Consider the following 21,070-nt stretch of genomic DNA (forward strand, 5'->3'; position numbering starts at 1 on the left):
GGCTTCCGGCGGTTCCTCCTCCGGGGTCTCCGGGGAGCCCGGGCGGAGACGTTCCTGGTCTTCCTGACGTACAACCTTCGAAAGCTCTTCTTCACCTGCCGGGAAAAGAGGCAGAAGCTGTGGCCGGCCGGAGCGGTGGCCTGAAGATAGCGCACGGAGCCAGGTCCGGGCTCTGTGGCCTGCCCAGTTACCTCCCACTCTTCGGCCCGCTGCTCGGGATCGCGATACTGTCCGATCGAATACCATGCCGCGTGATCCACTCACTCTTTCCAGGGCGTTAGTCTCTCAGGCTGCTAGGAGCGCCCCCGCCAGGGCCGCGCCGGCGGGCCGCGGAACCGCGAAGCGCCGCGCGCGGCCCCGGGGCCGTGCTCGCCAGGCAGGAGAAGGGGCGCGCGGAAGGGAACCTGTTCCGGCCGTGCGGGCGGAACAGGTTTTTTGCGCCCAGGGTGCGACGCGGGAGGAGGGCGGAGGCCTGCGGCCATGCGCCTGAAGTCGCTGGAGATCGCCGGCTTCAAGAGCTTCGCCCAGCCGGTCCGGCTGGAGTTCGGCCCCGGCATCACGGCCGTCGTCGGTCCCAACGGCAGCGGCAAGTCCAACCTGGCCGACGCCCTGCGCTGGGTTCTCGGGGAGCAGAGCCCGCGTGAGCTCCGCTCGGAGCGGATGGAGGACCTGATCTTCCACGGCAGCGCGGCCCGGCGTCCGGTGGGCGTCGCCAGGGTCACCCTCACCCTGGACAACAGCGACGGCAGCCTCCCGCTTCCGCACGCCGAGGTGAGCATCACGCGGGTGGTGGACCGGTCGGGCCTGAGCGAGTACCGCCTCAACCGGCAGCCCTGCCGGCTCCGCGACATCGCCGAGCTCCTCTGGGGCAGCGGGCTGGGGCGGAACAGCTACGCCTTCGTCAGCCAGGGGGAGGTCGACCGGCTCGTCGCCAGCCGGCCCGCGGAACGGCGCCTGCTGGTGGAGGAGGCGGCCGGGGTGACGCGCATCCGGGCCCGCCGCCAGGAGGCGGAGCGCCACCTGGGACGCGCCCGACAGGCCTGGGAGCGGGCCGGCGACCTGGTGGCGGAACTGGAGCGGGAGCACGCTCCGCTCCGCCTGGCCGCGGAACGGGCGGTCCGCCGCGCGGCGCTGGAGGAGGAGCGGCTCCGCCTGGCGACGAGCCGGCTCGGGCTGCGTTGGCGCCGCCTGGAGGAGGCGGGCGCGCGCCTGCGCGAGGAGCTGGCCCGCCTGGAGGAGGAGGCTCGCGCGGCGGCGGGCGAGGCGGCGCGGGCCGAGCAGGAGCTGGCGGAGGCCGCGCGCGAGGAGGCGGAGGCGCGCGAACCGCGCCTCCGCCTGGAACGGCGGGCGGCGGCGGAGGAGGCGCGGCGCCTGGCTGTCACCGAGCAGTGGCGCCGGCAGGTGGAAGAGAGCCGGCGCGCCGCCGAGGAAGCCAGGCGGGCGGCGGAAGCCCGGCCCGGCCGCGGGAGCCTGGAGGCGGAGCGGCGCCTCTCCGAGCTGTCTGAGGAGCGGGCGCGGGCCGAGGCGGAGGCCGAGCGGCGCGAGCAGGAGGCCCGCGAGGCGGCCGAGGAGGCCCGGGCGGCGGAGCGGGAGACGGGCGAGGCCGAGGCGGCCGCCAGCCGCGCGGAGGCGGCCTGGCGCCGGGCCGAGGAGCGCCTCCAGGACGCGCTTCGCCGCCGCGACGCGGAGCGGGCCGGGCGGAAGGAGAGACTGGAGGCGGCGCGCGCCCGCAGCGGGGAGGCCGAGCGGGCGCTGGCGCGGATGCGCGACGAGGCCGCGCTGCGCCGCCGGGAGGAGGCGGCCGCACGCGGGCGCCTGGAGGCGAGCCGGCAGCGGCTGGCGGCGGCGGGCGAGGAGCTGGAGCGGCGCCGGAGGCGGCGGCGCGAGGCGGAGGCCGGGCTGGAACGGCTGCGCGAGGCCCTGCGTGCGCGCCGGCAGCGCCTCGAGCTGTTGCGCGGGCTGGAGGAGTCGGAGGCGGGCTATCCGGCCGGGGTGCGCACGGTCCTGCAGGGCCGGCAGCGCGGCGAGCCGGCCTTCCGGGAGGTCGTCGGCCCCCTGGGGGAGCTTCTGCGGGTGGAGGAGGAGCTGGCGCGGGCCGTCGAGGTGGCGCTGGGCCCCCAGGCCTACCACCTGGTCATCGCCAGCGGCCGGGCGGCGCAGGAGGCGGTGGAAGCGCTCCGCCGCGCGGGGGCGGGGCGGGTCACCTTCCTCCCGCTGGACGCGCTGCGACCGCGCCGGCCCTCGGCCGACGAGGAGCCGGCGGAGCGGGAGGCGGGGGCGATCGGCTGGGCGAGCCGGCTCTGCCGCTACGAGCCGCGGCTGGAGCCGGCGGTGGCCTACGCCCTGGGACGCGTACTGGTGGCGCGGGATCTGGCGGCGGCGCGGCGCATCGCCGCCCGCTACGGGCTGCGCTTCCCGGTGGTGACGCTGGAGGGCGACCAGGTGCACGCGGGCGGCGCCATCAGCGGCGGCGCCTGGCGCGGGCGTGCTCCGGGCGTGGTGGCGCGCCGGGCGGAGGAGGAGCGGCTGGAGGCGGAGGCGGCCCGCCTGGCCGGGGAGGTTGGAGAAGGCGAGGCGTTGCTGGCGGAGGCCGCCCGCGCGGAGGCGGAGGCGGCGCGGGCGCGGGCCGAGGCGGAGGCGGAGGCCCGGGCGGCCGAGCTGGAGGCGGCGCGCGCGGAGGAGCGCGCCGGGCAGGTGGCGGCCCGCCTGGAGGAGCTGGAGCGGGCCCGGGCGGAGGCGGCCGCGGAGCTGGCCCGCCTGGAGGCGGAGACGGCGGCGGCCGGCGGAGACGGGGGGGAGCCGGCCGGGGAGGCGGACCTGCGCCGGGCGAAGGCGGATCTCGAACGGGCGGAGGCGGAGCGCCGGGAGGCGGGGAGACGGCTGGGCGAGGCGCGGCAGCGGTTGGAGGCGGCGCTCGCCCGCCGGCAGGAGACCGGCCTGGCCCGGGAGCGGGCGCGCGCACGGGCCGCGCAGCTGGCGCGCGAGCAGGCGTGGCTGGCCGACGAGGTGCTGCGGCTGGAGGAGGCGGCGCGCGAGCAGGCCGAGCGCGCACGCCAGGCGGCGCGCCGGGCGGAGGAGCTGGCGGCCGAGGCCTCGCGGCGGCTGGACGAGCTGGCGGCCCTCGCCTGGCGGGCGGAGTGCGCGGAGGAGGCGGCGGCCGGCCTGGCCGAACGGGAGACGGCCGCGCGCCGGCGGGGCGCGGCGGCGGAGGCAAGGCTCGGCGAGGCGCGTCGGCGCTCCGAGCTGGCGGCGCAGCGGATGCAGGCCGTCCGCCTCCGCCTCGCGCGTCTGGAGGCCGAGGGCGAGGCGCTGGGCCGGGAGGCGGCTGTCACCGGCGCGCGGGCGCCCTGGGAGGAGCCGGCGGGGGAGGAGCCGGCGCCGTTGGCCGAGGAGGAGCTCTCCGCCCGCCTGACCGAGGTGGAGGAGGAGCTGCGGCGCCTGGGCCCGGTCAACCCGGAGGCGCCGGGGCAGCTGGCCGAACTGGAGGGTCGGCTGGGCTTCCTGCGCCGCCAGCTGGACGACCTGGAACGCTCGCGGGCCAACCTGGAGCGACTCCTGGGCGAGCTGGAGGCCGAGGCCGAGCGCCGCTTCCGCCGCGGGCTGGAGGAGGTGCGGCGGGCCTTCGCCGCCATCTTCGCGCGCCTCTTCCAGGGCGGGGAGGCCGACCTGCGGCTCTCGGAGGAGGAGGGCGGCGAGGCCGGGGTCGAGATCGAGGTGCGGCCGCCGGGCAAGCGGCGCAGCCCGCTGGGCCTCCTCTCCGGCGGCGAGCGGGCGCTGACCGCGCTGGCCTTCCTGCTGGCGCTCGAGCAGGTGCACCCCTCGCCCTTCCTGGTCCTGGACGAGGCGGACGCGCCGCTGGACGAGAGCAGCGCGGCGCGGCTGGGCGCCTTTCTCCGGGAGCAGAGCCGGCGGCTGCAGGTCTTGGTCATCACCCACCAGCGGGGCACGATGGAGGTGGCCGACCGCCTCTGGGGCGTCACCAGCGCCGAGCGGGGCGTCTCGCAGCTCTTCAGCCTGGAGCTGGCGCGGGCGGCGTCGGAGTGAAGAGCGGGGGCCGGGGCGACCGCCCGGCCCCGGGGAGCGAGGTCGAAGCGGAGATGGCCGAGCGCGAGGGATGGCTGGCGCGGCTGCGGGCCGGACTGGCCCGCAGCCGCGAGGGGTTCGTGGCGCGGCTGCGGGCCGCCGCCGGCCTGCACCGGACGGTGGACGAGTCGCTCTTCGAGGAGCTGGAGGAAGTCCTCATCACCGGCGACGTGGGCGTCGAGGCGACGGAGCGGTTGCTGGAGGGGCTGCGGGAGGGCTGGCGCAGCCGGCGCTGGCGCTCCTCCGACGAGGTGCTCGAGGCGCTGCGGCAGGAGATGGCGCGGGTGCTGGCGGGCGGCCCGGGAGGGGAGCTGGACCTGGGCGGCCGGCCCTCCGTCCTGCTCTTCGCCGGCGTCAACGGCGTGGGCAAGACCACCACCATCGGCAAGCTGGCCTACCAGCTGGCCGCGCGCGGCCACCGGCCGCTCCTGGCGGCCGCCGACACCTTCCGCGCGGCGGCGGCCGAGCAGCTGGCCGTCTGGGCGGAGCGGGCCGGCTGCGACCTGGTCCGCCACGGCCCCGGCGCCGACCCGGCGGCCGTCGCCTTCGACGCCGTGCAGGCGGCCCGCGCCCGGGGCGCGGACATGGTGCTGGTGGACACGGCGGGCCGCCTCCATACCAAGAGCAACCTGATGGAGGAGCTGCGCAAGATCGACCGCGTCATCGGGCGCGCCGCCCCCGGAGAGCCGCGCGAGCGCCTCCTGGTCCTGGACGCCACCAGCGGCCAGAACGCGCTGCAGCAGGCGCGCCTCTTCCGGGAGGCCGTCCCGCTGACCGGCGTCGTCCTCACCAAGCTGGACGGCACCGGCAGGGGCGGCATCATCTTCGCCGTGCGCCAGCAGCTGGAGCTGCCCGTGCGCTGGGTGGGCGTGGGCGAGGGGATCGAGGACCTGCGCCCCTTCGACCCGGAGAGCTTCGTGGAGGCGCTCTTCGCCCCCCTGGAGGCGACCCCCGCCGCCGGCGGGGAGGAAGCGCGTTGAACCGCGACCCCCTCGAGCAGGCGGTCCGCGTCTCCCTGCTGCGCGACCTCTACGGCGCCCTCCTCACCCCCGGCCAGCGGCGCGTCCTGGAGCTGGCCTTCGACGGCGACCTCAGCCTGGCGGAGGTGGCCGAGCTGCTGGGGGTCAGCCGCCAGGCCGTCCACGACCAGATCCGCCGGGCCGTCGGGCAGCTGGAAGGCTATGAGCGCGCCCTGGGCCTGCTGGAGGAGGAGCGGGAGCGGCGGCTCGGCCAACGCGCCGCCCTGGTCGCCCTGGAGAGCCTGCGCCGCCAGCTGGAGGCGCTGGCTCTACCCGAGGAGGAGCGTCGGGCGCTCCTCCGGCGCTGGGCCGAGAGCGCCGAAGCCGTCCGCCGGCTGGCTCCGGCGGAGAGGCCGCGGGCGGGCCCGAGCGGCGCCGTTGACAGCGGAGGGGAGAGCGGCTAGACTCGCGCTGTCCTGTCAAGGGCTTCCCCTTCACAGGGAGGCCGGGCCCGGTGTGGGCCGGCCCGGTCGACGAGGCGGGAGAGGGGAGGGAGGCGGGTGTTCGACCAGCTCTCGGAGCGGCTGCGCGCGACCTTCCAGCGCCTGCGGGGGCGCGGCCGGCTGAGCGAGCGCGACGTGGACGAGGCGCTGCGCGAGGTGCGGCTGGCGCTCCTGGAGGCCGACGTCCACTTCCGCGTGGTGCGCGACTTCATTCAGCGGGTGCGCGAGCGGGCGGTGGGCGAGGAGGTGCTCGCCTCGCTGACGCCGGGCCAGCAGGTGATCCGGATCGTCCACGAGGAGCTGACCCGGACCATGGGCTCCGGCGAGGCGCGCCTGGCCGTCTCGCCGCGCCCGCCCAGCGTCTATCTCCTCGCGGGCCTGCAGGGCTCGGGCAAGACGACCACCGTGGCCAAGCTGGGCTACTGGCTCCGCCGCCAGGGACGGCGGCCGCTCCTGGTGGCGGCCGACTTGGCGCGCCCCGCGGCCGTGGAGCAGCTGCAGGTCCTGGGGGCCCAGGCGGGGGTGGAGGTCTTCAGCCGGCCGGGCGCCACGGACGCGGTGGAGGTGGCGCGCCAGGCGCTGGAGCAGGCCGTCCGGGCGGGCCACGACGCGGTCCTGGTGGACACCGCCGGGCGGCTGGAGATCGACGAGGCGCTGATGGTCGAGCTGGAGCGGATGAAGCAAGCCCTCCACCCGACCGAGGTGCTGCTGGTGCTGGACGCCATGACCGGCCAAGCCGCCGTCCACGTGGCGGAGACCTTCCACCGACGCCTGGGCGTCGACGGCCTGATCCTCACCAAGCTGGACGGCGACAGCCGCGGCGGCGCCGCCCTCTCCGTGCGCGAGGTGACCGGCCGGCCGATCCACTTCGCCGGCACCGGCGAGCGGCTGGAGGGACTGGAGCCCTTCCATCCCGAGCGCATGGCCGGCCGCATCCTGGGCATGGGCGACGTGCTCACCCTGATCGAGCGCGCCCAGCAGGCCTTCGACGCGGAGCAGGCGCGGGCCATGGAGAAGAAGCTGCGCGACGCCAGCTTCACGCTGGAGGACTTCGTCCAGCAGCTCCGCCAGGTGCGGCGCATGGGGCCGCTGGACCAGCTGCTCGCCCTGCTGCCGGGCATGGGGGCGCTCAAGGGGCTGCGCGGCGTGCAGGTAGACGAGCGGGAGCTGGCCCGCCTGGAGGCCATGGTCCTCTCCATGACGCCCGAGGAGCGGCGCCGGCCGGAGATCATCGACGGTTCGCGGCGGCGGCGCATCGCCCGCGGCAGCGGCACCCAGGTCCAGGACGTCAACCGCCTCCTGCGCGACTTCGAGCAGGTGCGGAAGCTGATGAAGAACATGGCCGCCGGCCTTCCCGCCGGCCGCTCCGGGCGCGGTGCCGTCCTCCCCGGAGCGCCGGGCGGCGCCCAGCGGCGGCGCAGGAAGGGGCCGCGGCTGCCTTTCTAGGCCGCGCCCGAGGAGATCGCCCGCCCGGGGGGCGGGAGAACGGGAACGAGGAGGCGCATCCAGAGATGGCCGTCAAGATCCGCCTTCGCCGCATGGGGGCCAAGCACCACCCCTTCTACCGCGTGGTCGTGGCCGACTCGCGCTCGCCGCGGGACGGCCGCTTCATCGAGTCCATCGGCTACTACGACCCCACCGCCGAGCCGGCCGTCTCCAAGATCGACGCGGAGAAGGCCGTGGCCTGGCTGCGTCGCGGCGCCCAGCCGACCGAGACGGTCCGCGCCCTCTTCCGGCGCCACGGCATCTTCGGCCTGGCCGAGGCCCGGTCGTCCGGGGAGGCACCCTCCGCGGACGGCGCGGAGGAGGAGCGGGACGGGGCCGCGGGGGCGCGGGACTGAGGCGGCGTGGCCGCGCGGGAAAGCCTGCGGCAGCTGCTGGAGCTGCTGGTGGAGTCGCTGGTGGAGCACCCCGAGGAGGTCCGCATCCGCGAGGAAGCCGATCCGGACGAGAGGGTGGTCCGCTTCCGCGTCCGCCTGGCGGCCGGCGACGTGGGCCAGCTGATCGGGCGCCAGGGCCGCGTCATCCAGGCGGTGCGCACCGTCCTCCGCTCGGCCGCCGGCCGCGCCGGCCTGCGCGCCGAGGTGGACGTGGAGGAGTGAGAGCGTGTCCGAGGCCGGCCGCATCACCGTCGGTCGCATCCGGGCGGCCCACGGGGTCGGCGGCGAGGTGCAGGTGGAGCCGCTGACCGACTTCCCCGAGCGCTTCCGCCGGCGCCGGCGCTACTGGCTGGAGGGACGGGAGGACGGCTGGCGGGAGGTGGAGAGGGTCCGCCGTCAGGGGGCCTACTTCCTGGTCAAGTTCCGCGGCGTGGAGGACCGTGAGGCGGCGGAGGCACTGCGCGGCGCGGAGCTGCAGGTGCCGGCGGAGGAGCTGGAGCCGCTGCCGGCAGGGGTCTACTACGACCACCAGCTGCTGGGCCTGGAGGTGCGGGACCGCGACGGCCGGCTCCTGGGCCGCGTGGAAGGCGTGGAGCATCCGCCGGCCAACGATGTCCTCCGCGTGCGCAAGAGCGGGGGCGAGGGCAGGCTCTGGATCCCGGCGCTGCGCGACGTGGTGCTGGCCATCCTGCCGGAGGAGGGACGGATCGTGGTCGACCTGCCGCCCGGCACGCCCGGTCTGGACGAGCGGCGGTGAGCGCCCGCCTGCGCATCGACGTCGTCACCATCTTCCCCGAGATGGTGGAGGCGGTCCTGGCCACCGGCATGCTGCGCAAGGCGCGGGAGGCGGGCCTGGCCGAGCTGCGCGCCGTGGACCTGCGCGAGTACGCCGAGGGACCGCACCGGATGACCGACGATGCCGCCTTCGGCGGCGAGGGCGGCCAGGTGATGAAGGTGGAGCCTATGGTCCGCGCGGTCGAGGCGCTGCGCGGGCCGGGGAGCCGCGTCGTCCTGCTGAGCCCGGCCGGGCGCCGCTTCGATCAGCGGATGGCCTGGGAGTACGTGGGCGTGCCGCACCTGATCCTCCTCTGCGGCCGCTACGAGGGCGTCGACGAGCGCGTGCGGCAGCTGGTGGTGGACGAGGAGCTCTCGGTGGGCGACTACGTCCTCTCCGGGGGCGAGCTGGCGGCGCTGGTGGTGGTCGACGCCGTCGTCCGCCTTCTGCCCGGTGTGCTCAACCGGCCGGGTGCGGCACGTGACGACTCCTTCTCCAGCGGGCTCCTGGAGGGACCGCAGTACACCCGCCCGCGGCTCTTCCGCGGGCTGGCGGTGCCGGAGGTCCTGCTCTCGGGCGACCACGGCGCCATCCGCCGCTGGCGGCGGAAGGAGGCGCTGCGCCGGACGCTGCTGCGGCGGCCCGACCTGCTGGCCCGGGCCGAGCTGGACGCCGAAGACCGGGAGCTGCTGGCCGAGGTGCTGCGCGAGCAAGGCCGGATGCTATAATGTGGCGCGTCACGGCAGGGAGGATGGTGCGGGCGCATGGACTGGCTTGAGGCGTTGCAGGCGGAGCAGCTCAAACGCGAGATCCCCGACTTCTCCCCCGGTGATACGGTCCGGGTGCATACGGTCGTCCGCGAGGGCGGTCGCGAACGCGTGCAGATCTTCGAGGGGACGGTCATCGCCCGCAAGCACGGCGGGTTGCAAGAGACCTTCACGGTGCGCAGGATCGCCTCCGGCGTCGGTGTCGAGCGGATCTTCCCCCTCCACTCGCCGCGCGTCCAGAAGATCGAGGTCGTCCGGCGCGGGGCAGTGCGGCGGGCCAAGCTCTACTACCTGCGCCAGCGCACGGGCAAGTCGGCCCGCGTGCGCGAGCGGAGGCAAGAGCGGCCCGGCGCGCAGGGCGGAGCCCGGGAGTCGTCATGACGGTCGAGCGAGGGCGCCCCGTCCGGGACGCCCTCGAAGTGATCCTGATCGCGCTCCTCATCGCCGTCGGCATCCGGACCTTCGTGCTCGAGGCGTTCGTCGTCGAGGGCCCCTCCATGGAGCCGACCCTCTACTCCGACGAGCGCCTCCTGGTCTTCAAGCTCGCCTATCTCTTCTCGCCGCCCCGGCCGGGCGACATCGTGGTCTTCCGGGTGCCCTGGGACGGCTCCAAGGATTACGTCAAGCGCGTAATCGCGGACGGTGGGCAGACGGTGGAGATCCGCCAGGGCACCGTCTACGTCGACGGCCGGCCGCTCAGCGAGCCCTACATCCACTTCACGGACCGGAGCAACCTGGCTCCGGTGCGGGTGCCCGCCGGCTACATCTTCGTGCTGGGCGACAACCGCCCGGAGAGCGAGGACAGCCGCTACTTCGGCCCCGTCAGCCAGCAGCTGGTGGAGGGGAAGGCCGTCGTCCTCTGGTGGCCGCCCAGCCGGTTCGCCTGGCTGGGCGGTCCCCTCTGAGCGGGAGGCGGCCGGGGCGCGGGAGCGCGCCGGTGGCCCGGCAGCCGGGGCCTCCCCCGGCTGCCTGCCGGACCGGAGGGCGGCTAGGAGCGGGAGACCAGCTTGGTCAGGGAGCTGGCCAGCGCCCGCTGCTCGGCCTCGTTGCTCACCTGCCACATCTCCTTGAGAAGGCGCTGCTCGGGGCTGCGCGGCGCCACCTCGCGCACCAGCCAGTCGCCGATGCGGCTGGCCTGCTCGGTGATCGCCGCCTGGTTCATGCCCATCTCCTGGGCTGCGGAGACGCGCTGAGCCAGCTCCTGCTTGAAGCGATCGAAGGTGTCGGTGTACTCCAAGGCTTCGCCCTCCCCGTTCCACTCATGGATGCGCAAGCTTAGTATGCGCGCCGTCGCGACGCCTACTCCGGCCACCGGGGACCGGCGGGCGAGGGCAGGAAGGGGTCCTTCCGTTGCCGCACGAAGATGGATCAGCGGGAGGGATGCGCCGGCCCGGCCTCCTGCGGGGCCACATGGCGCGCGCGCTGCGCCTCTCCCGCCAGCTGCTGCACGCGGTGGACGCCGTGGTCGAGGTGCTGGACGCACGCATCCCGCGCGCCAGCCGCTATCCGGCGCTGGCACGGATGCTGGAGGGGCGGCCGCGCCTGGTCGTCCTGGCCAAGGCGGACCTGGCGGACCCGGCGGTCACGCGGGCCTGGCTGGAGGCGTTCACCGCCGCCGGCGAGCGGGCGCTGGCGCTGGATCTGCGCGGAGGTGGCGAGCCGGCGCGACTCCGCCGCGAGCTGCGGAGACTGGCCGCCGGGCGCGGCGGCATCCGCGCCCGGCGCCCGCTGCGGGTGATGGTGGTCGGGCTGCCGAACACCGGCAAGTCGACGCTGCTCAACCGGCTGGCCGGGCGCGGTGCGGCCCGGACCGGCGCCCGGCCGGGGATCACCCGCGGCGAGCAGTGGATCCGCGGCGACGGCTACGAGCTGCTCGACCTGCCGGGCGTCCTTCCCGCCACCCTGGGCAACCGGCGGGTACTCGTCCGGCTGGCCGCCTGCGAGCTGGTGGGGACCGAGGCGGTACCCGAGGCGGAGGCGGCCCGCTGGCTGGCGGAGTGGCTGGCGGAGCGGGCGCCGGCGGTGCTGGAGGAGCGGTACGCCTGGCGGGTCGGCGAGGCCGTCCTGGAGGCGGTGGCGCGACGGCGCGGGGCGCTCCTGCCGGGCGGCCTGCCCGATCTCGAGCGCGCCGGGCGCGCGCTGCTGGCCGACTTCCGCCTGGGCCGCCTGGGCCGGCTCAGCCTGGAGGAGCCCGACGATGCCGGACCTGCTACGTGAGGAGCGCTGGTGGAGGATGGGCGTCCGCTGGGTGGCGGGCGTCGACGAGGCTGGCCGGGGCCCCCTGGCCGGCCCGGTGACGGCGGCTGCCGTCGTCTTCCCGCCGTGGGTGGAGGCGGATCGGCTGGCGGGCGTCGACGACTCGAAGCGGCTCTCGCCGGCGCGGCGCCGGCGGCTCGTGCCCGTCATCCTGCGCGAGGCGGCGGCGTGGGCGGTGGGCGAGGCGTCGGTGGAGGAGATCGATCGGCTCGACATCCGCCAGGCCACCTTTCTCGCCATGCGCAGGGCGCTGGCGCTGCTGGCGGTGCCCGTGGGGGCGGTGCTGGTGGACGGGCCGGCCTCCCCCGGTCCGGCCCTGCCGCCGGAACGGGTGGAGGCCGTGGTGGGGGGCGACCGCCTCTCGCTGAGCGTGGCGGCCGCCTCGGTGCTGGCCAAAGTGGTGCGGGACATGCAGATGGAGGAGCTGCACCGGCTCCATCCCGGCTACGGGTGGGCGCGAAACAAGGGGTACGGGACGGCGGAGCACCGCGAGGCCATCGCCCGTCTGGGTGCCTGCCGTCTCCACCGGCGCAGCTTCCTGGGCGGGGGAGAGGAGGGGGCCGAGGCCTCCTGAGCGGCCGGGGGCCGGGCCGGATCCGGGAAAGGGGGACGAGCCGTGACAGGTGTACGCAAGGCGGTCATCCCGGCGGCGGGGCTGGGGACGCGCTTCCTGCCCGCCACGAAGGCGCAGCCGAAGGAGATGCTGCCCGTGGTCGACGCTCCCGCCATCCAGTACGTGGTGGAGGAGATCGTGGCCGCGGGCATCGAGGACGTGCTGATCGTCACCAGCGCCAACAAGGGCTCCATCGAGGACTACTTCGACCGCTCGCTCGACCTGGAGGCGGCGCTGGCGGCCCGGGAGGGGAAGGCCGCCGAGCTGGAGATGGTCCGGCGCATCGGCGAGATGGCCAACGTACACTACGTCCGGCAGAAGCAGCCGCTGGGGCTCGGCCACGCCATCCTCTGCGCGCGCATGCACGTGGGTGACGAACCCTTCGCCGTGCTCCTCCCCGACGACCTGATCCGGGCCGAGCCCTCGGCCCTCCGCCAGCTCCTCGAGGTGGTCGAGCCGGGCACCTCGGTGGTGGCGGTACAGCCGGTCCCCCACGCGGAGGTCTCGCGCTACGGGGTGGTCGACGTGGAGGCGGAGGGCGGCGGAAGCTACCGGGTGCGCGACATGGTGGAGAAGCCGCGGCCGGAGGAGGCGCCCTCCGACCTGGCCGTCATCGGCCGCTACGTCCTCGACCCGGCGGTCTTCGACGTGCTGGAGCGGCTGGAGCCGGGACACGGCGGCGAGATCCAGCTGACGGATGCCCTGCGCCGCCTGGCGCGGCGGGGGGCCGTGCGGGCGCGGGAGGTGGAGGGGGAGCGGTTCGACGTGGGCGACCGCGTCGGGTGGTTGACGGCCAACCTGCGCTACGCGTTGGACCGGCCGGATCTGGCTCCGGCGCTGCTCGACTTCCTGGAGCGGACGCTGGAACGGGCGAAGCCCGGAGGCGGGCGGTGAGCGAGGCCCCGCGCGCCCAGGCCGGCGCGCGCGCCGCGGCGGGCGCCCTGGGCGGGCGCCAGCTGGTGGTGGTGGCCAACCGCGAGCCGTACGTCCACCGCCGGCGCCCGGGCGGCGTGGTGGTGGAGAGGCCGCCCGGCGGGCTGGTCGCCGCCCTCGACCCGGTGCTGCGCGCGGTGGGCGGGACCTGGGTGGGCTGGGGAAGCGGTTCGGCGGACCGCCAGGCGGTCGACGCGCACGACCGCCTGGCGGTGCCGCCGGAGGAGCCCGCCTATACGCTGCGCCGGGTCTGGCTGAGCCGGGGCGACGTGGCCGGCTTCTACAACGGCTACGCCAACCAGGCGCTCTGGCCGCTCTGCCACCTGCTGCCGTCGCTGGCGCGCTTCGAGCGCGGCTTCTGGACGGCCTACCGGCGTGTCAACGCCCGCTTCGCCCGGGCGGTGGCGGAGGAGGTCCGGCCCGGCGCGCGCATCTGGATCCAGGACTACCACTTCGCCCTGCTCCCCGACCTGCTGCGCCGCGAGCTGGAGCGTCGCGGCGTCGCCGGCTTCCGTCTCGGCCACTTCTGGCACATTCCCTGGCCGCCCTGGGACGTCTTCCGCATCTGCCCGCAGCGGACGGAGATCCTGCGCGGCCTCCTCGCCAACGACCTGCTCGGCTTCCATCTCCCCCGCTTCGCCGACAACTTCCTGGACTGCGTAGAGCGGGAGCTGGGACTCCCGGTCGACCGCGCGCGCGGGACGGTGGAGCTGGAGGGTCGCAGCATAGCCGTGGCCGCCTTCCCCATCAGCGTCGACTTCGCGGCGCTGGAGGAGGAGGCTCTCTCCCCTGCGGCGGTGCGGGCCTTCGAGCGCTTCGCGCGCAGCCGCGGCCTCGCCGGCCAGCGGCTTCTCCTGGGTGTGGACCGCCTGGACTACACCAAGGGCATCCCCGAGCGGATGGCGGCCGTCGACCGCTTCCTGGAGCGTTTCCCCGACTGGCGGGGCCGCTTCCGCATGATCCAGAAGGTGACGAAGAGCCGGAGCGAGATCCCGGCCTACCGACGCCTGGAGGAAGAGGTGCGCGCGGCGGTGGCCCGCATCAACGAGCGCTGGCGGGAGGGGAGCTGGGAGCCCATCCTCTATGTGGAAGGAGGCCTGCCCCCGCACACGCTGGCCGGCCTCTACCGGGCCGCCGACGTGGCCCTGGTCTCTTCGCTCCAGGACGGGATGAACCTGGTCTCCAAGGAGTACATCGCCTGCCAGGTGGAGGAGCGGGGCGTCCTTCTGCTCAGCGAGCTGGCCGGAGCGGCCGAGGAGATCGAGGGCGCGCTCCGCATCAACCCCTACGACGTGGAGGCCATGGCCGAGGCGCTCCACGCCGCCTTCACCATGCCCGAGGAGGAGCGGCGGCGGCGCATGCGCTCCATGCGCGCCTTCGTGCGCGAGCACGACATCTACCGCTGGGAGGAGGAGTTCTTGGGAGCGCTGGAGGAGGCGGCGGCCGGCCGGGGGGAGAGCTGGCAGGAGCGGCTGCTGGCCCGCCTGCGGGAGCGTCCCCGGCTGGCCCTCTTCCTGGATTACGACGGAACCCTGGCCCCGATCGCGGAGCGGCCCGAGGAGGCCGCCATCCTGCCGGCCGCGGAGGAGGCGCTGCGCCGGCTGGCAGCCCTCCAGGGGAGCCTGGTGGCCGTCGTCAGCGGCCGCTCGCTGGAGGACCTCCAGCGCCGCCTGCCCTGGCCCGGCCTGGTGCTGGTGGGCAACCACGGTTTCGAGATGGCCCGCGACGGCCGGCGGCGGGCCCACCCGCTGGCCGAGCGGGCGCGCGCGGACGTGGCCCGGGCGGCGAAGCTGGCCGCGGGGCGGCTCCGCGCCGTGCCGGGGGCGCGCGTGGAGGCGAAAGGGCTGACCGCCAGCGTCCACCTGCGCGGGCTGCCGCCCGCGGCGGCCGAGGAGGCCCGTGCCGCGGTGGAGGCCGCCGTGCGCGAGGCCTCGCCGCGCGGCGGTCTGGTGATCACGCCGGGCAGGCAGGTGCTGGAGATCCGGCCGGACGTCGCCTGGGACAAGGGACGGGCCGTGCTCGACCTGCTCCGAGAGGCGGCCGGCCCGGCCTGGCCGGAGGAGTGGACGGTCCTCTACGCCGGCGACGACCAGACCGACGAGTCCGCCTTTCTCGCCCTGCCTCCGCCCGCCTTCACGGTCCGGGTGGGAGCCGAGGAAGCCGGCGGGGCGCCGACCGCCGCGCGCGAGCGCCTGCCCGGGCCCGAGGCGGTCGCGCGGCTCCTGGAAGCCATGCTGCGCGTACTGGAAGGAACTGGATGACGACCGGCGAATGCCCTCCTCCGGGGCGTTGCAAAGGGGGCGAAGGGGCTGGCGCTGGCCGTCGTCCGTTCCGCCACGGTGGTGGGCGTGGAAGGTCGCCTGGTCGACGTCCAGGTGGACGTGGGGCGGGGGTTGCCCGGCTTCACCGTGGTCGGCGGCGCGAGCCCCGTGGTGCGGGAGGGCCGGGACCGGGTCCGCAGCGCCCTGCGCAACGCGGGCTTCGCCTTCCCGGCCGCCCGCGTGACCGTCAACCTGGCGCCGGCCGGGCTGCCCAAAGGGGGCACGCACTTCGACCTGGCCATGGCGCTGGGTCTGCTGCTGGCCAGCGGCCAGCTCCGGCCGCCGGCCGGCGGCTGGGAGGAGACGCTGGTGCTGGGCGAGCTGGCGCTGGACGGCCGCGTCCTGCCCGTCCACGGCGCCCTGCCCATGGCGCTGGCGGCGCGCGCCCGGGGTTTCCGGCGAGCCCTGGTGGCGCCGGGCAACGCGGCCGAGCTGGAGCTCCTGCCGGACTGGGAGGTACGGACGCTGGAGCGCCTGGCGCAGCTGGCGAGCCCGGGTCCTGCGCCGGTCGCGAAGCAGGCCTGGGCGTCCGGCGGGAGCCGGCCGCGCGCGCGGGGGGAGGAGGCGGGGGGCCGGCCGGTGCTCCTGGAGGAGATCGTCGGCCAGGCCGCCGCCAAGAAGGCGCTGGAGCTGGTGGCGGCCGGCGGCCACCATCTGCTTCTCTCCGGGCCTCCCGGAGTGGGGAAGAGCATGCTCGGCCAGGCGCTGCCCGCCCTGCTTCCTCCCCTGGAGGGGGAGGAGCGGTTGGAGAGGGCGGCGGTGGCCAGCGCCGCCGGCCTCGGCCTGGCTCTCGAGCGCCCTTTCCGCGCGCCGCACCATTCCGCCACGCTGGCTGCCGTCATCGGCGGCGGCGCGGCGCTGCGTCCCGGCGAGGCGACGCTGGCGCATACCGGTATCCTCTTTCTGGACGAGGCCGGCGAGTTCGCTCCGGAGGTGCTGGAGGCGCTGCGCGAGCCGCTGGAGTCGGGCGAGATCCGGCTGGCCCGCTCCTGGGGGACGGTCCGCCTGCCCGCCCGCTTCACGCTGGTCGCGACGCGCAACCTCTGCCCCTGCGGCCGGCGCGGCGCGCCCGGGCAGTTCTGCCAGTGCCGGCCCTGGGAGGTGCAGCGCTACGAGGCGCGCCTCTCGGGGCCGCTCCTCGACCGGATCGACCTGCACGTGCGGGTGGAGGGTGAGCCCGTGCGGGAGTTCCGCCCCGCGCGCACGGCGGAGGTGCTCGAGCGCGTCGCCCGCGCCCGGGAGCTGCAGCGGCGGCGCGGCGGGCCCGAGAACGGGCGCCTGGAGGGCGCGCTGCTGCGCGAGCTGGCGCCGCTGGAGGCGGAGGCCGAGCGGACGCTGGAACGACTGCGCGCGGCGGGCTTCCTGAGCCTGCGTTCGCGCGACCGTCTCCACCGAGTGGCGCGGACGCTGGCCGACCTGGAGGGGCGCGAGCGGATCGAGGCGGGAGACGTCGCCCTGGCGGCCCAGCTCTGCCGGCCCCTCAGGCTCGAGCCGCCGGCGGGGGGCGAGGCGGGCTTCAGGCCGGCGTGAAGAGACGGTGATACCAGGCCTCGCCCGCCACGCCGCCGGCCAGGAGCCCCAGCCCGGCCCGGGCCGCCGCCTCTTCCAGCGACTCGGGCGCCATCCGCTCGCGGGCGGGCGGCCCGAAGTCGAGACCCCGGTCGGGGTCGAACTCCACCACGAGGAGGCGCCCCCCGGGGTCGAGCAGGCGACGCGCCAAGGCGAGGAAGCGGGACGGATCGCCCAGGTGGTGGAGGACGTTGGCGGCCAGCGCGCGGTCGAGGCTGCCCGCGGGGATGGGCAGCTCCTCGGCCTCCGGGGCGGCCAAGTCGGCGGCCACGGCGCGCACCCAGCGGTCCAGACGGGCGGCGTGCGCCAAGCGCTCCGCGTGGGCGACCATGGCCTCGCTCCGGTCGACCGCCCAGACGCGGCCTCCCGGGCGGACGCGCGCCGCCATCTGGAGCGCCACCAGACCGGGTCCCGAGCCGAGGTCCGCCACCTCCATGCCGGGGCGGAGATCGAGGATACCCAGCCAGCGGGCCGAGACTTCCGCGCGCAGAAACTGGTGGGCGAGCAGGCGTTCCGGGACGAAGCCGGGATCGTCCATCGTCCGAGGGCCCCCTTCGTGGACGGGATGCGGGCGGATGCCGCCGCTCCCGCCCCCGGGTAGACTGGGGGCGGGAGGCGGTGGCGGTGGCGCTGCGGGTGGAGATCCCCGGGCGGAACCCGGTCCGCATCGAACATGTCGTCTTCGACTTCAATGGTACGCTGGCCTGCCGCGGGGAACTCTTCCCCGGCGTCCGCGAGCGGCTGGAGGCGCTGGGCCGGCGCTGCCAGGTGCACGTGGTCACGGCCGACACCTTCGGCACCGCCGCCGCCCAGCTGCGAGGCCTGCCGCTGGCCCTCCAGGTGCTGGAGGGCGACGAGGGGGGCGGCGCCAAGCGGCGCCTGCTGGCCGGGCTGGGTGCCGACCGCTGCGCCGCCGTGGGCAACGGCCGCAACGACCAAGCCATGCTGGAGGCAGCCGAGCTGGCGGTGGCGGTGATGGGCCCCGAGGGACTCTATCCGCCGCTGCTCCAGGTGGTCGACCTGGTGGTGGCCAACCCCGTCGACGCGGTCGACCTCTTTCTGGAGCCGCGGGGCTTCGTCGCCAGCCTCCGCCCCTGAGAGGCAGCCCGGCCCGGGGGGTGGCCCGAAGCGGCGGGGCGTCCGCCGCCGGAGTTCGCGCCCCTCAGCGCGCCGCGAAGAGCGTCACCCCGCCGGCTCCCTCCATCCTTCGGACGCGCCCGGCCCGCTCCAGCCAGCGCAGGTGGGCCAGCGTCTCGCCCAGCGCGAAGAGCCGCTGCTCCAGCGGCAGGTCCGGCGCGAAGAGCCGGAAGAGGAGCTCGTAGGCGCTGGCCGGGTGCCGGCCGGCCGCCTCCCGACAGCGCTCCAGCCTCTCGTCGTGGTGGCGTTCGATCTGCTCCAGCCGCGCGCCGAGCTCCTCCAGCGAGTCGCGGTGGGCGGGAAGGACGCGGCGCGCCGGCAGCCGCTCCAGCCTTCGCAGCGAGCCGAGGTACTCCTCCAGCGGCTCGCTGGAGCCGCCGGGCCAGAGGCTGACGTTGGGCGTGATCTTCTCCAGCACGTGGTCGCCGCTGAAGAGCAGGCGCGGCTCGGGCAGGTAGAGGCAGAGATGGCCGGCCGTGTGGCCGGGCGTCCAGAGCGCCACGGCCTCATGCGGGCCGAAGCGGAGCCTCTGGCCGTCGTGGAGCGCCGTCAGGTGTGGGAGCGGGTGGCAGGCGCTGGCGATCAGCGGGCTGGCCTCCAGGAGGGGGCCGCTCTCCGCGGGGGGGACACCGTGGGAGGCCATATACTCCCGCATCCGAGCCAGGTGGCGCTGCCGTTCCGCCGGCCAGGGCGAGGCGATGCGCAGCACCAGGGGGAGCTCGCGCGCGTGGACCAGGACGCGGCCGCCCCATCGCTCCGCCAGCCAGCCCGCCAGACCCAGGTGGTCGGGGTGGAAGTGGGTGACCACCACTTGGCGGAGCGCTCCCGGCTGCCAGCCGAGCTCGCGCGCGGCCGACTCCCAGAGGCGGCGCGCCGGGGGCCAGTCCAGCCCCGGGTCGAGAACGCTCCAGCGACCCGACTCGTCTTGCGCCAGGTAGCTGTTGGTCCAGCCCAACGGCCCGGGGACCGGCGGGCGGAGACGGAAGAGGCCCCCCTCCAGCGGTTCGGGCGAGCCGCCGGGCGCCGGCGGCGAGGCGGGGCCGCCTGCGGTCGCGGGTGCAGGGTTCAGAGACGAATGGTCCATGGGTAGTCGTCCACCACCGGTTCGATGTCCAGGACGGACATAGGGATGCTGAAGCGGCCGCCGTCGCGGTCGGTCAGCTCGGCCATGCGGACGAAGTTGGGCGCCGCCTCGTCCGGGTAGACCACCGCGTCCCGCCGGAAGAGCCTCAGCCGCTGGAAGGGGCCGGGCAGCGGCGGAGTCGCGGCGGGGGCGAGGCGCACCTCCTCCACGCGGCGAGCCACAGGCGGGCGCCCGGGAAGCTCTTCCTGGTAGGCGTTGACGAAGACGCTCTCCTGCCAGAGCGGCCCCAGGAAGAGCTCGAGCACCTCGCGCGCGGCCCGCTCCGCGCCCCGACCGAAGTTGCCGGGCACCACCACCGTCCGGGCGGCCAGCGCCTCCACCTCTTCCACCGCCACCAGCGGCAGGGCGAGATCGCTACAGACCAGAAAGACTGCCGTCACCGGCTCGCCCGCCCCCGCGGGCTGCAAGCGGACGCGGTGGAGGCGGCGGTAGGGCCGCACGCCGATCTCCGCGAAGCGGGGGTCGTACCTCCGCTGCTCGAAGGACTGGACCGTCACCTTGGCCTGGGGCGCGTGCAGCTCGCCGTGGCGGGTGACCACCACCAGCGTGTTGTAGGCGGCGCCCGGCTCGGCGCCGGGAAGGCGGAGGCCGTTCTCCTCCGGCACCAGGTTGAGCGTGGTCACCAGGTTGAGCCCCAGGCGGGGAGCCGTCCGGGCCAGCGCCTCCAGCGCCCGGCGGGAGGCTTCGCGGGTGTAGGCCAGGTATTCCGGCAGGACGACGCAGGCGCCCGGCTCCGCCTCCACGCTCTCCAGGCGGGCCAGCACCTGCTGCAGGACCTCCTCTTCCGGCCCCATGCGGTAGGCCAGCGGGATCCAGCGCGGCCCGCTCACCGGCCCTGCGCCCCCGTCCCGTCGGCGCCCAGCGCCGCGGCCGGCAGCGGGAGGCCGTCGGCGCCGTCGGCGCCGGGGAACTCGCGCGCCGCGGGAGTCCGGCCCACGTCGTCGACCAGGTGCCCGTAGCCGGTCCGGCGGAGCGCGGCGAGCAGCTCCTTCCAGTCTCCGGCGCGGGCCTTGGGGGCGACGACGGTGACGCGCTCGGTATGGATGACCAGGAGCTCCTCGGTGCCGAAGGCGATCAGCGGATGGCCGGCCTCCTCGTTGTGGAGCGTGCAGCCGGTCGCCGCCAGGGCCAGGCCCTCGCCCAGCACGCGGTTGCCGCTTTCGTCGGCCTCGGTCAGCCGGTCGAGCGCCGTCCAGCTGCCCACATCGTCCCAGGTAAAGCGACCCGGCACCGTCGCCACGTCGCCGCCCAGGCGCGCCTCGTCCTGCATGACGCCGTAGTCCACGCTGATGGCGGTGAGGCCGGCGAAGAGCCCCGGCCGCTCGGAGGGCGCCGCCGCCCAGGCACGCTCCAGCCCCGCGCGCAACTCGGGCAGGCGCCTTCCCAGCGCCTCCAGGATGCGCTCCGCCCTCCAGACGAAGATGCCGCTGTTCCAGAGGTAGCTCCCTTCCTCCAGGAAGCGGAGCGCCCGCTCCATGTCCGGCTTCTCGACGAAACGGTCGACCCGGTAGGCGCCCGCCACCCCTTCCAGCGGCCCGCCCAGCCGGATATAGCCGAAGCCGGTCTCGGGACGGGAGGGACGGATGCCCAGGGTGACCAGCGAGCCCCTGCGCGCGGCCTGTAGCGCGACGCCCACCGCCGCGGCGAAGGCCTCCAGATCCGCCAGGTAGTGGTCGGCGGGCATCATGACCAGCACGGCCTCCGGGTCGACGGCGCGTACGTGAAGCGCAGCCCAGCCGATGCCGGCCGCCGTGTCGCGGCGTACCGGCTCCAGGATCAGCCGCCGCGCCACCAGGTCGGCGGGGAGTTGCTGGCGAAGAAGCGGCTCGTACTCGGCGGCGCTCGCCACCCAGATCCGCTCCTCCGGCACCAGGGCGCGCGCCCGCTCGAGCGCCTCCTGCAGGAGCGTCCTCTGGCCGAAGAGGCGGATGAACTGCTTGGGCAGCGAGGGCGTCGAGCGCGGCCAGAAGCGCTCGCCCCGGCCTCCCGCCAGGATGACCACATGGTCGGCCATCATGCCACCTCCACTCCACGCCGGTTTCTGCACGGCCGAGCCGCGATCCTCCGCCGGCCAGGCCCTGCTGCGGCATGGGACGGCTCCCGCGCCGGGCAGGCTAGGAACGGAGATGC

The 21,070-nt window shown here is 75.8% G+C and carries 21 protein-coding genes; 16 read left to right on the forward strand and 5 right to left on the reverse strand.

All coding sequences use genetic code 11. The features are described 5' to 3' along the window. Positions 1–480 precede the first annotated feature (480 nt). From smc to lepB, 10 genes are all read left to right on the forward strand, one after another. On the forward strand, positions 481–4,044 hold the full coding sequence (gene smc / locus K6U79_04570; protein MCL6521631.1) for a chromosome segregation protein SMC: 3,564 nt from the start codon (positions 481–483) through the stop codon (positions 4,042–4,044). A 53-nt stretch (positions 4,045–4,097) separates the two neighbouring features. Continuing rightward, entirely contained in the window at positions 4,098–5,063 is a 966-nt protein-coding gene (gene ftsY / locus K6U79_04575) for a signal recognition particle-docking protein FtsY (protein MCL6521632.1), read from the forward strand. Further along, positions 5,060–5,506 carry a DNA-binding protein gene (locus tag K6U79_04580; GenBank protein ID MCL6521633.1) on the forward strand — a complete coding sequence of 149 codons (447 nt, stop codon included), beginning with the start codon at positions 5,060–5,062 and terminating at the stop codon, positions 5,504–5,506. The genes ftsY and K6U79_04580 overlap by 4 nt, the downstream gene beginning before the upstream one ends. 96 nt (positions 5,507–5,602) lie before the next feature. After that, positions 5,603–6,991: a signal recognition particle protein gene (ffh, locus tag K6U79_04585; GenBank protein ID MCL6521634.1), complete on the forward strand. Its 1,389-nt coding sequence runs from the start codon at positions 5,603–5,605 to the stop codon at positions 6,989–6,991. Between the two features lie 65 nt (positions 6,992–7,056). Beyond that, positions 7,057–7,386 (forward strand): 30S ribosomal protein S16, encoded by a 330-nt coding sequence (rpsP, locus tag K6U79_04590; protein ID MCL6521635.1) that lies wholly within the window; start codon positions 7,057–7,059, stop codon positions 7,384–7,386. A gap of 6 nt (positions 7,387–7,392) precedes the next feature. After that, the gene (locus K6U79_04595; protein ID MCL6521636.1) at positions 7,393–7,647 is read left to right on the forward strand and encodes a KH domain-containing protein; all 255 of its coding nucleotides are present in this window, start codon (positions 7,393–7,395) and stop codon (positions 7,645–7,647) included. Between the two features lie 4 nt (positions 7,648–7,651). Then, positions 7,652–8,182, forward strand: a complete 531-nt coding sequence (gene rimM, locus K6U79_04600) for a ribosome maturation factor RimM (protein MCL6521637.1) — start codon at positions 7,652–7,654, stop codon at positions 8,180–8,182. An 8-nt stretch (positions 8,183–8,190) separates the two neighbouring features. Further along, positions 8,191–8,928, forward strand: coding sequence for a tRNA (guanosine(37)-N1)-methyltransferase TrmD (gene trmD, locus K6U79_04605; protein MCL6521638.1), 738 nt, complete (start codon positions 8,191–8,193; stop codon positions 8,926–8,928). Positions 8,929–8,964: 36 nt separating this feature from the next. Beyond that, positions 8,965–9,348: a 50S ribosomal protein L19 gene (rplS, locus tag K6U79_04610; GenBank protein ID MCL6521639.1), complete on the forward strand. Its 384-nt coding sequence runs from the start codon at positions 8,965–8,967 to the stop codon at positions 9,346–9,348. Continuing rightward, positions 9,345–9,872, forward strand: coding sequence for a signal peptidase I (lepB, locus tag K6U79_04615; protein MCL6521640.1), 528 nt, complete (start codon positions 9,345–9,347; stop codon positions 9,870–9,872). The genes rplS and lepB overlap by 4 nt, the downstream gene beginning before the upstream one ends. An 83-nt stretch (positions 9,873–9,955) precedes the next feature. On the opposite strand, the gene K6U79_04620 is transcribed toward lepB, so the two are convergent. Next, the gene (locus K6U79_04620; protein ID MCL6521641.1) at positions 9,956–10,204 is read right to left on the reverse strand and encodes a DUF3243 domain-containing protein; all 249 of its coding nucleotides are present in this window, start codon (positions 10,202–10,204) and stop codon (positions 9,956–9,958) included. A 143-nt stretch (positions 10,205–10,347) separates the two neighbouring features. On the opposite strand from K6U79_04620, the gene ylqF reads away from it, so the two are divergent. The 5 genes from ylqF to K6U79_04645 are packed head-to-tail and all read left to right on the forward strand — an operon-like array spanning position 10,348 to position 16,620. After that, positions 10,348–11,184 (forward strand): ribosome biogenesis GTPase YlqF, encoded by an 837-nt coding sequence (ylqF, locus tag K6U79_04625; protein ID MCL6521642.1) that lies wholly within the window; start codon positions 10,348–10,350, stop codon positions 11,182–11,184. Beyond that, positions 11,165–11,797: a ribonuclease HII gene (locus K6U79_04630; GenBank protein MCL6521643.1), complete on the forward strand. Its 633-nt coding sequence runs from the start codon at positions 11,165–11,167 to the stop codon at positions 11,795–11,797. Before ylqF ends, K6U79_04630 begins: the two co-directional genes overlap by 20 nt. Before the next feature lie 42 nt (positions 11,798–11,839). After that, complete coding sequence (galU, locus tag K6U79_04635) at positions 11,840–12,730, forward strand: UTP--glucose-1-phosphate uridylyltransferase GalU (GenBank protein ID MCL6521644.1); 891 nt, start codon at positions 11,840–11,842, stop codon at positions 12,728–12,730. Then, complete coding sequence (locus tag K6U79_04640) at positions 12,727–15,030, forward strand: bifunctional alpha,alpha-trehalose-phosphate synthase (UDP-forming)/trehalose-phosphatase (GenBank protein ID MCL6521645.1); 2,304 nt, start codon at positions 12,727–12,729, stop codon at positions 15,028–15,030. The genes galU and K6U79_04640 overlap by 4 nt, the downstream gene beginning before the upstream one ends. Before the next feature lie 48 nt (positions 15,031–15,078). Next, positions 15,079–16,620 (forward strand): YifB family Mg chelatase-like AAA ATPase, encoded by a 1,542-nt coding sequence (locus tag K6U79_04645; GenBank protein ID MCL6521646.1) that lies wholly within the window; start codon positions 15,079–15,081, stop codon positions 16,618–16,620. Here the strand turns inward: K6U79_04645 and K6U79_04650 are convergent. After that, positions 16,607–17,197, reverse strand: coding sequence for a methyltransferase domain-containing protein (locus K6U79_04650; GenBank protein ID MCL6521647.1), 591 nt, complete (start codon positions 17,195–17,197; stop codon positions 16,607–16,609). The genes K6U79_04645 and K6U79_04650 overlap by 14 nt on opposite strands. Positions 17,198–17,277: 80 nt before the next feature. Here K6U79_04650 and K6U79_04655 point away from each other — a divergent pair, with 80 nt between their 5' ends. Then, entirely contained in the window at positions 17,278–17,757 is a 480-nt protein-coding gene (locus K6U79_04655; GenBank protein MCL6521648.1) for an ATPase P, read from the forward strand. A 64-nt stretch (positions 17,758–17,821) separates the two neighbouring features. Here K6U79_04655 and K6U79_04660 read toward each other — a convergent pair whose 3' ends face one another. The 3 genes from K6U79_04660 to K6U79_04670 are packed head-to-tail and all read right to left on the reverse strand — an operon-like array spanning position 17,822 to position 20,954. After that, on the reverse strand, positions 17,822–18,880 hold the full coding sequence (locus tag K6U79_04660; GenBank protein ID MCL6521649.1) for an MBL fold metallo-hydrolase: 1,059 nt from the start codon (positions 18,878–18,880) through the stop codon (positions 17,822–17,824). Then, positions 18,862–19,770 carry a hypothetical protein gene (locus tag K6U79_04665; protein MCL6521650.1) on the reverse strand — a complete coding sequence of 303 codons (909 nt, stop codon included), beginning with the start codon at positions 19,768–19,770 and terminating at the stop codon, positions 18,862–18,864. The genes K6U79_04660 and K6U79_04665 overlap by 19 nt, the downstream gene beginning before the upstream one ends. Beyond that, positions 19,767–20,954, reverse strand: coding sequence for a mannose-1-phosphate guanylyltransferase (locus K6U79_04670; protein MCL6521651.1), 1,188 nt, complete (start codon positions 20,952–20,954; stop codon positions 19,767–19,769). The genes K6U79_04665 and K6U79_04670 overlap by 4 nt, the downstream gene beginning before the upstream one ends. Between the last annotated feature and the right edge of the window lie 116 nt (positions 20,955–21,070).

The sequence above is a fragment of the Bacillota bacterium genome (assembly GCA_023511835.1).
In the GTDB taxonomy this organism is placed as follows: Bacteria; Bacillota; Sulfobacillia; order JAIMAT01; family JAIMAT01; genus JAIMAT01.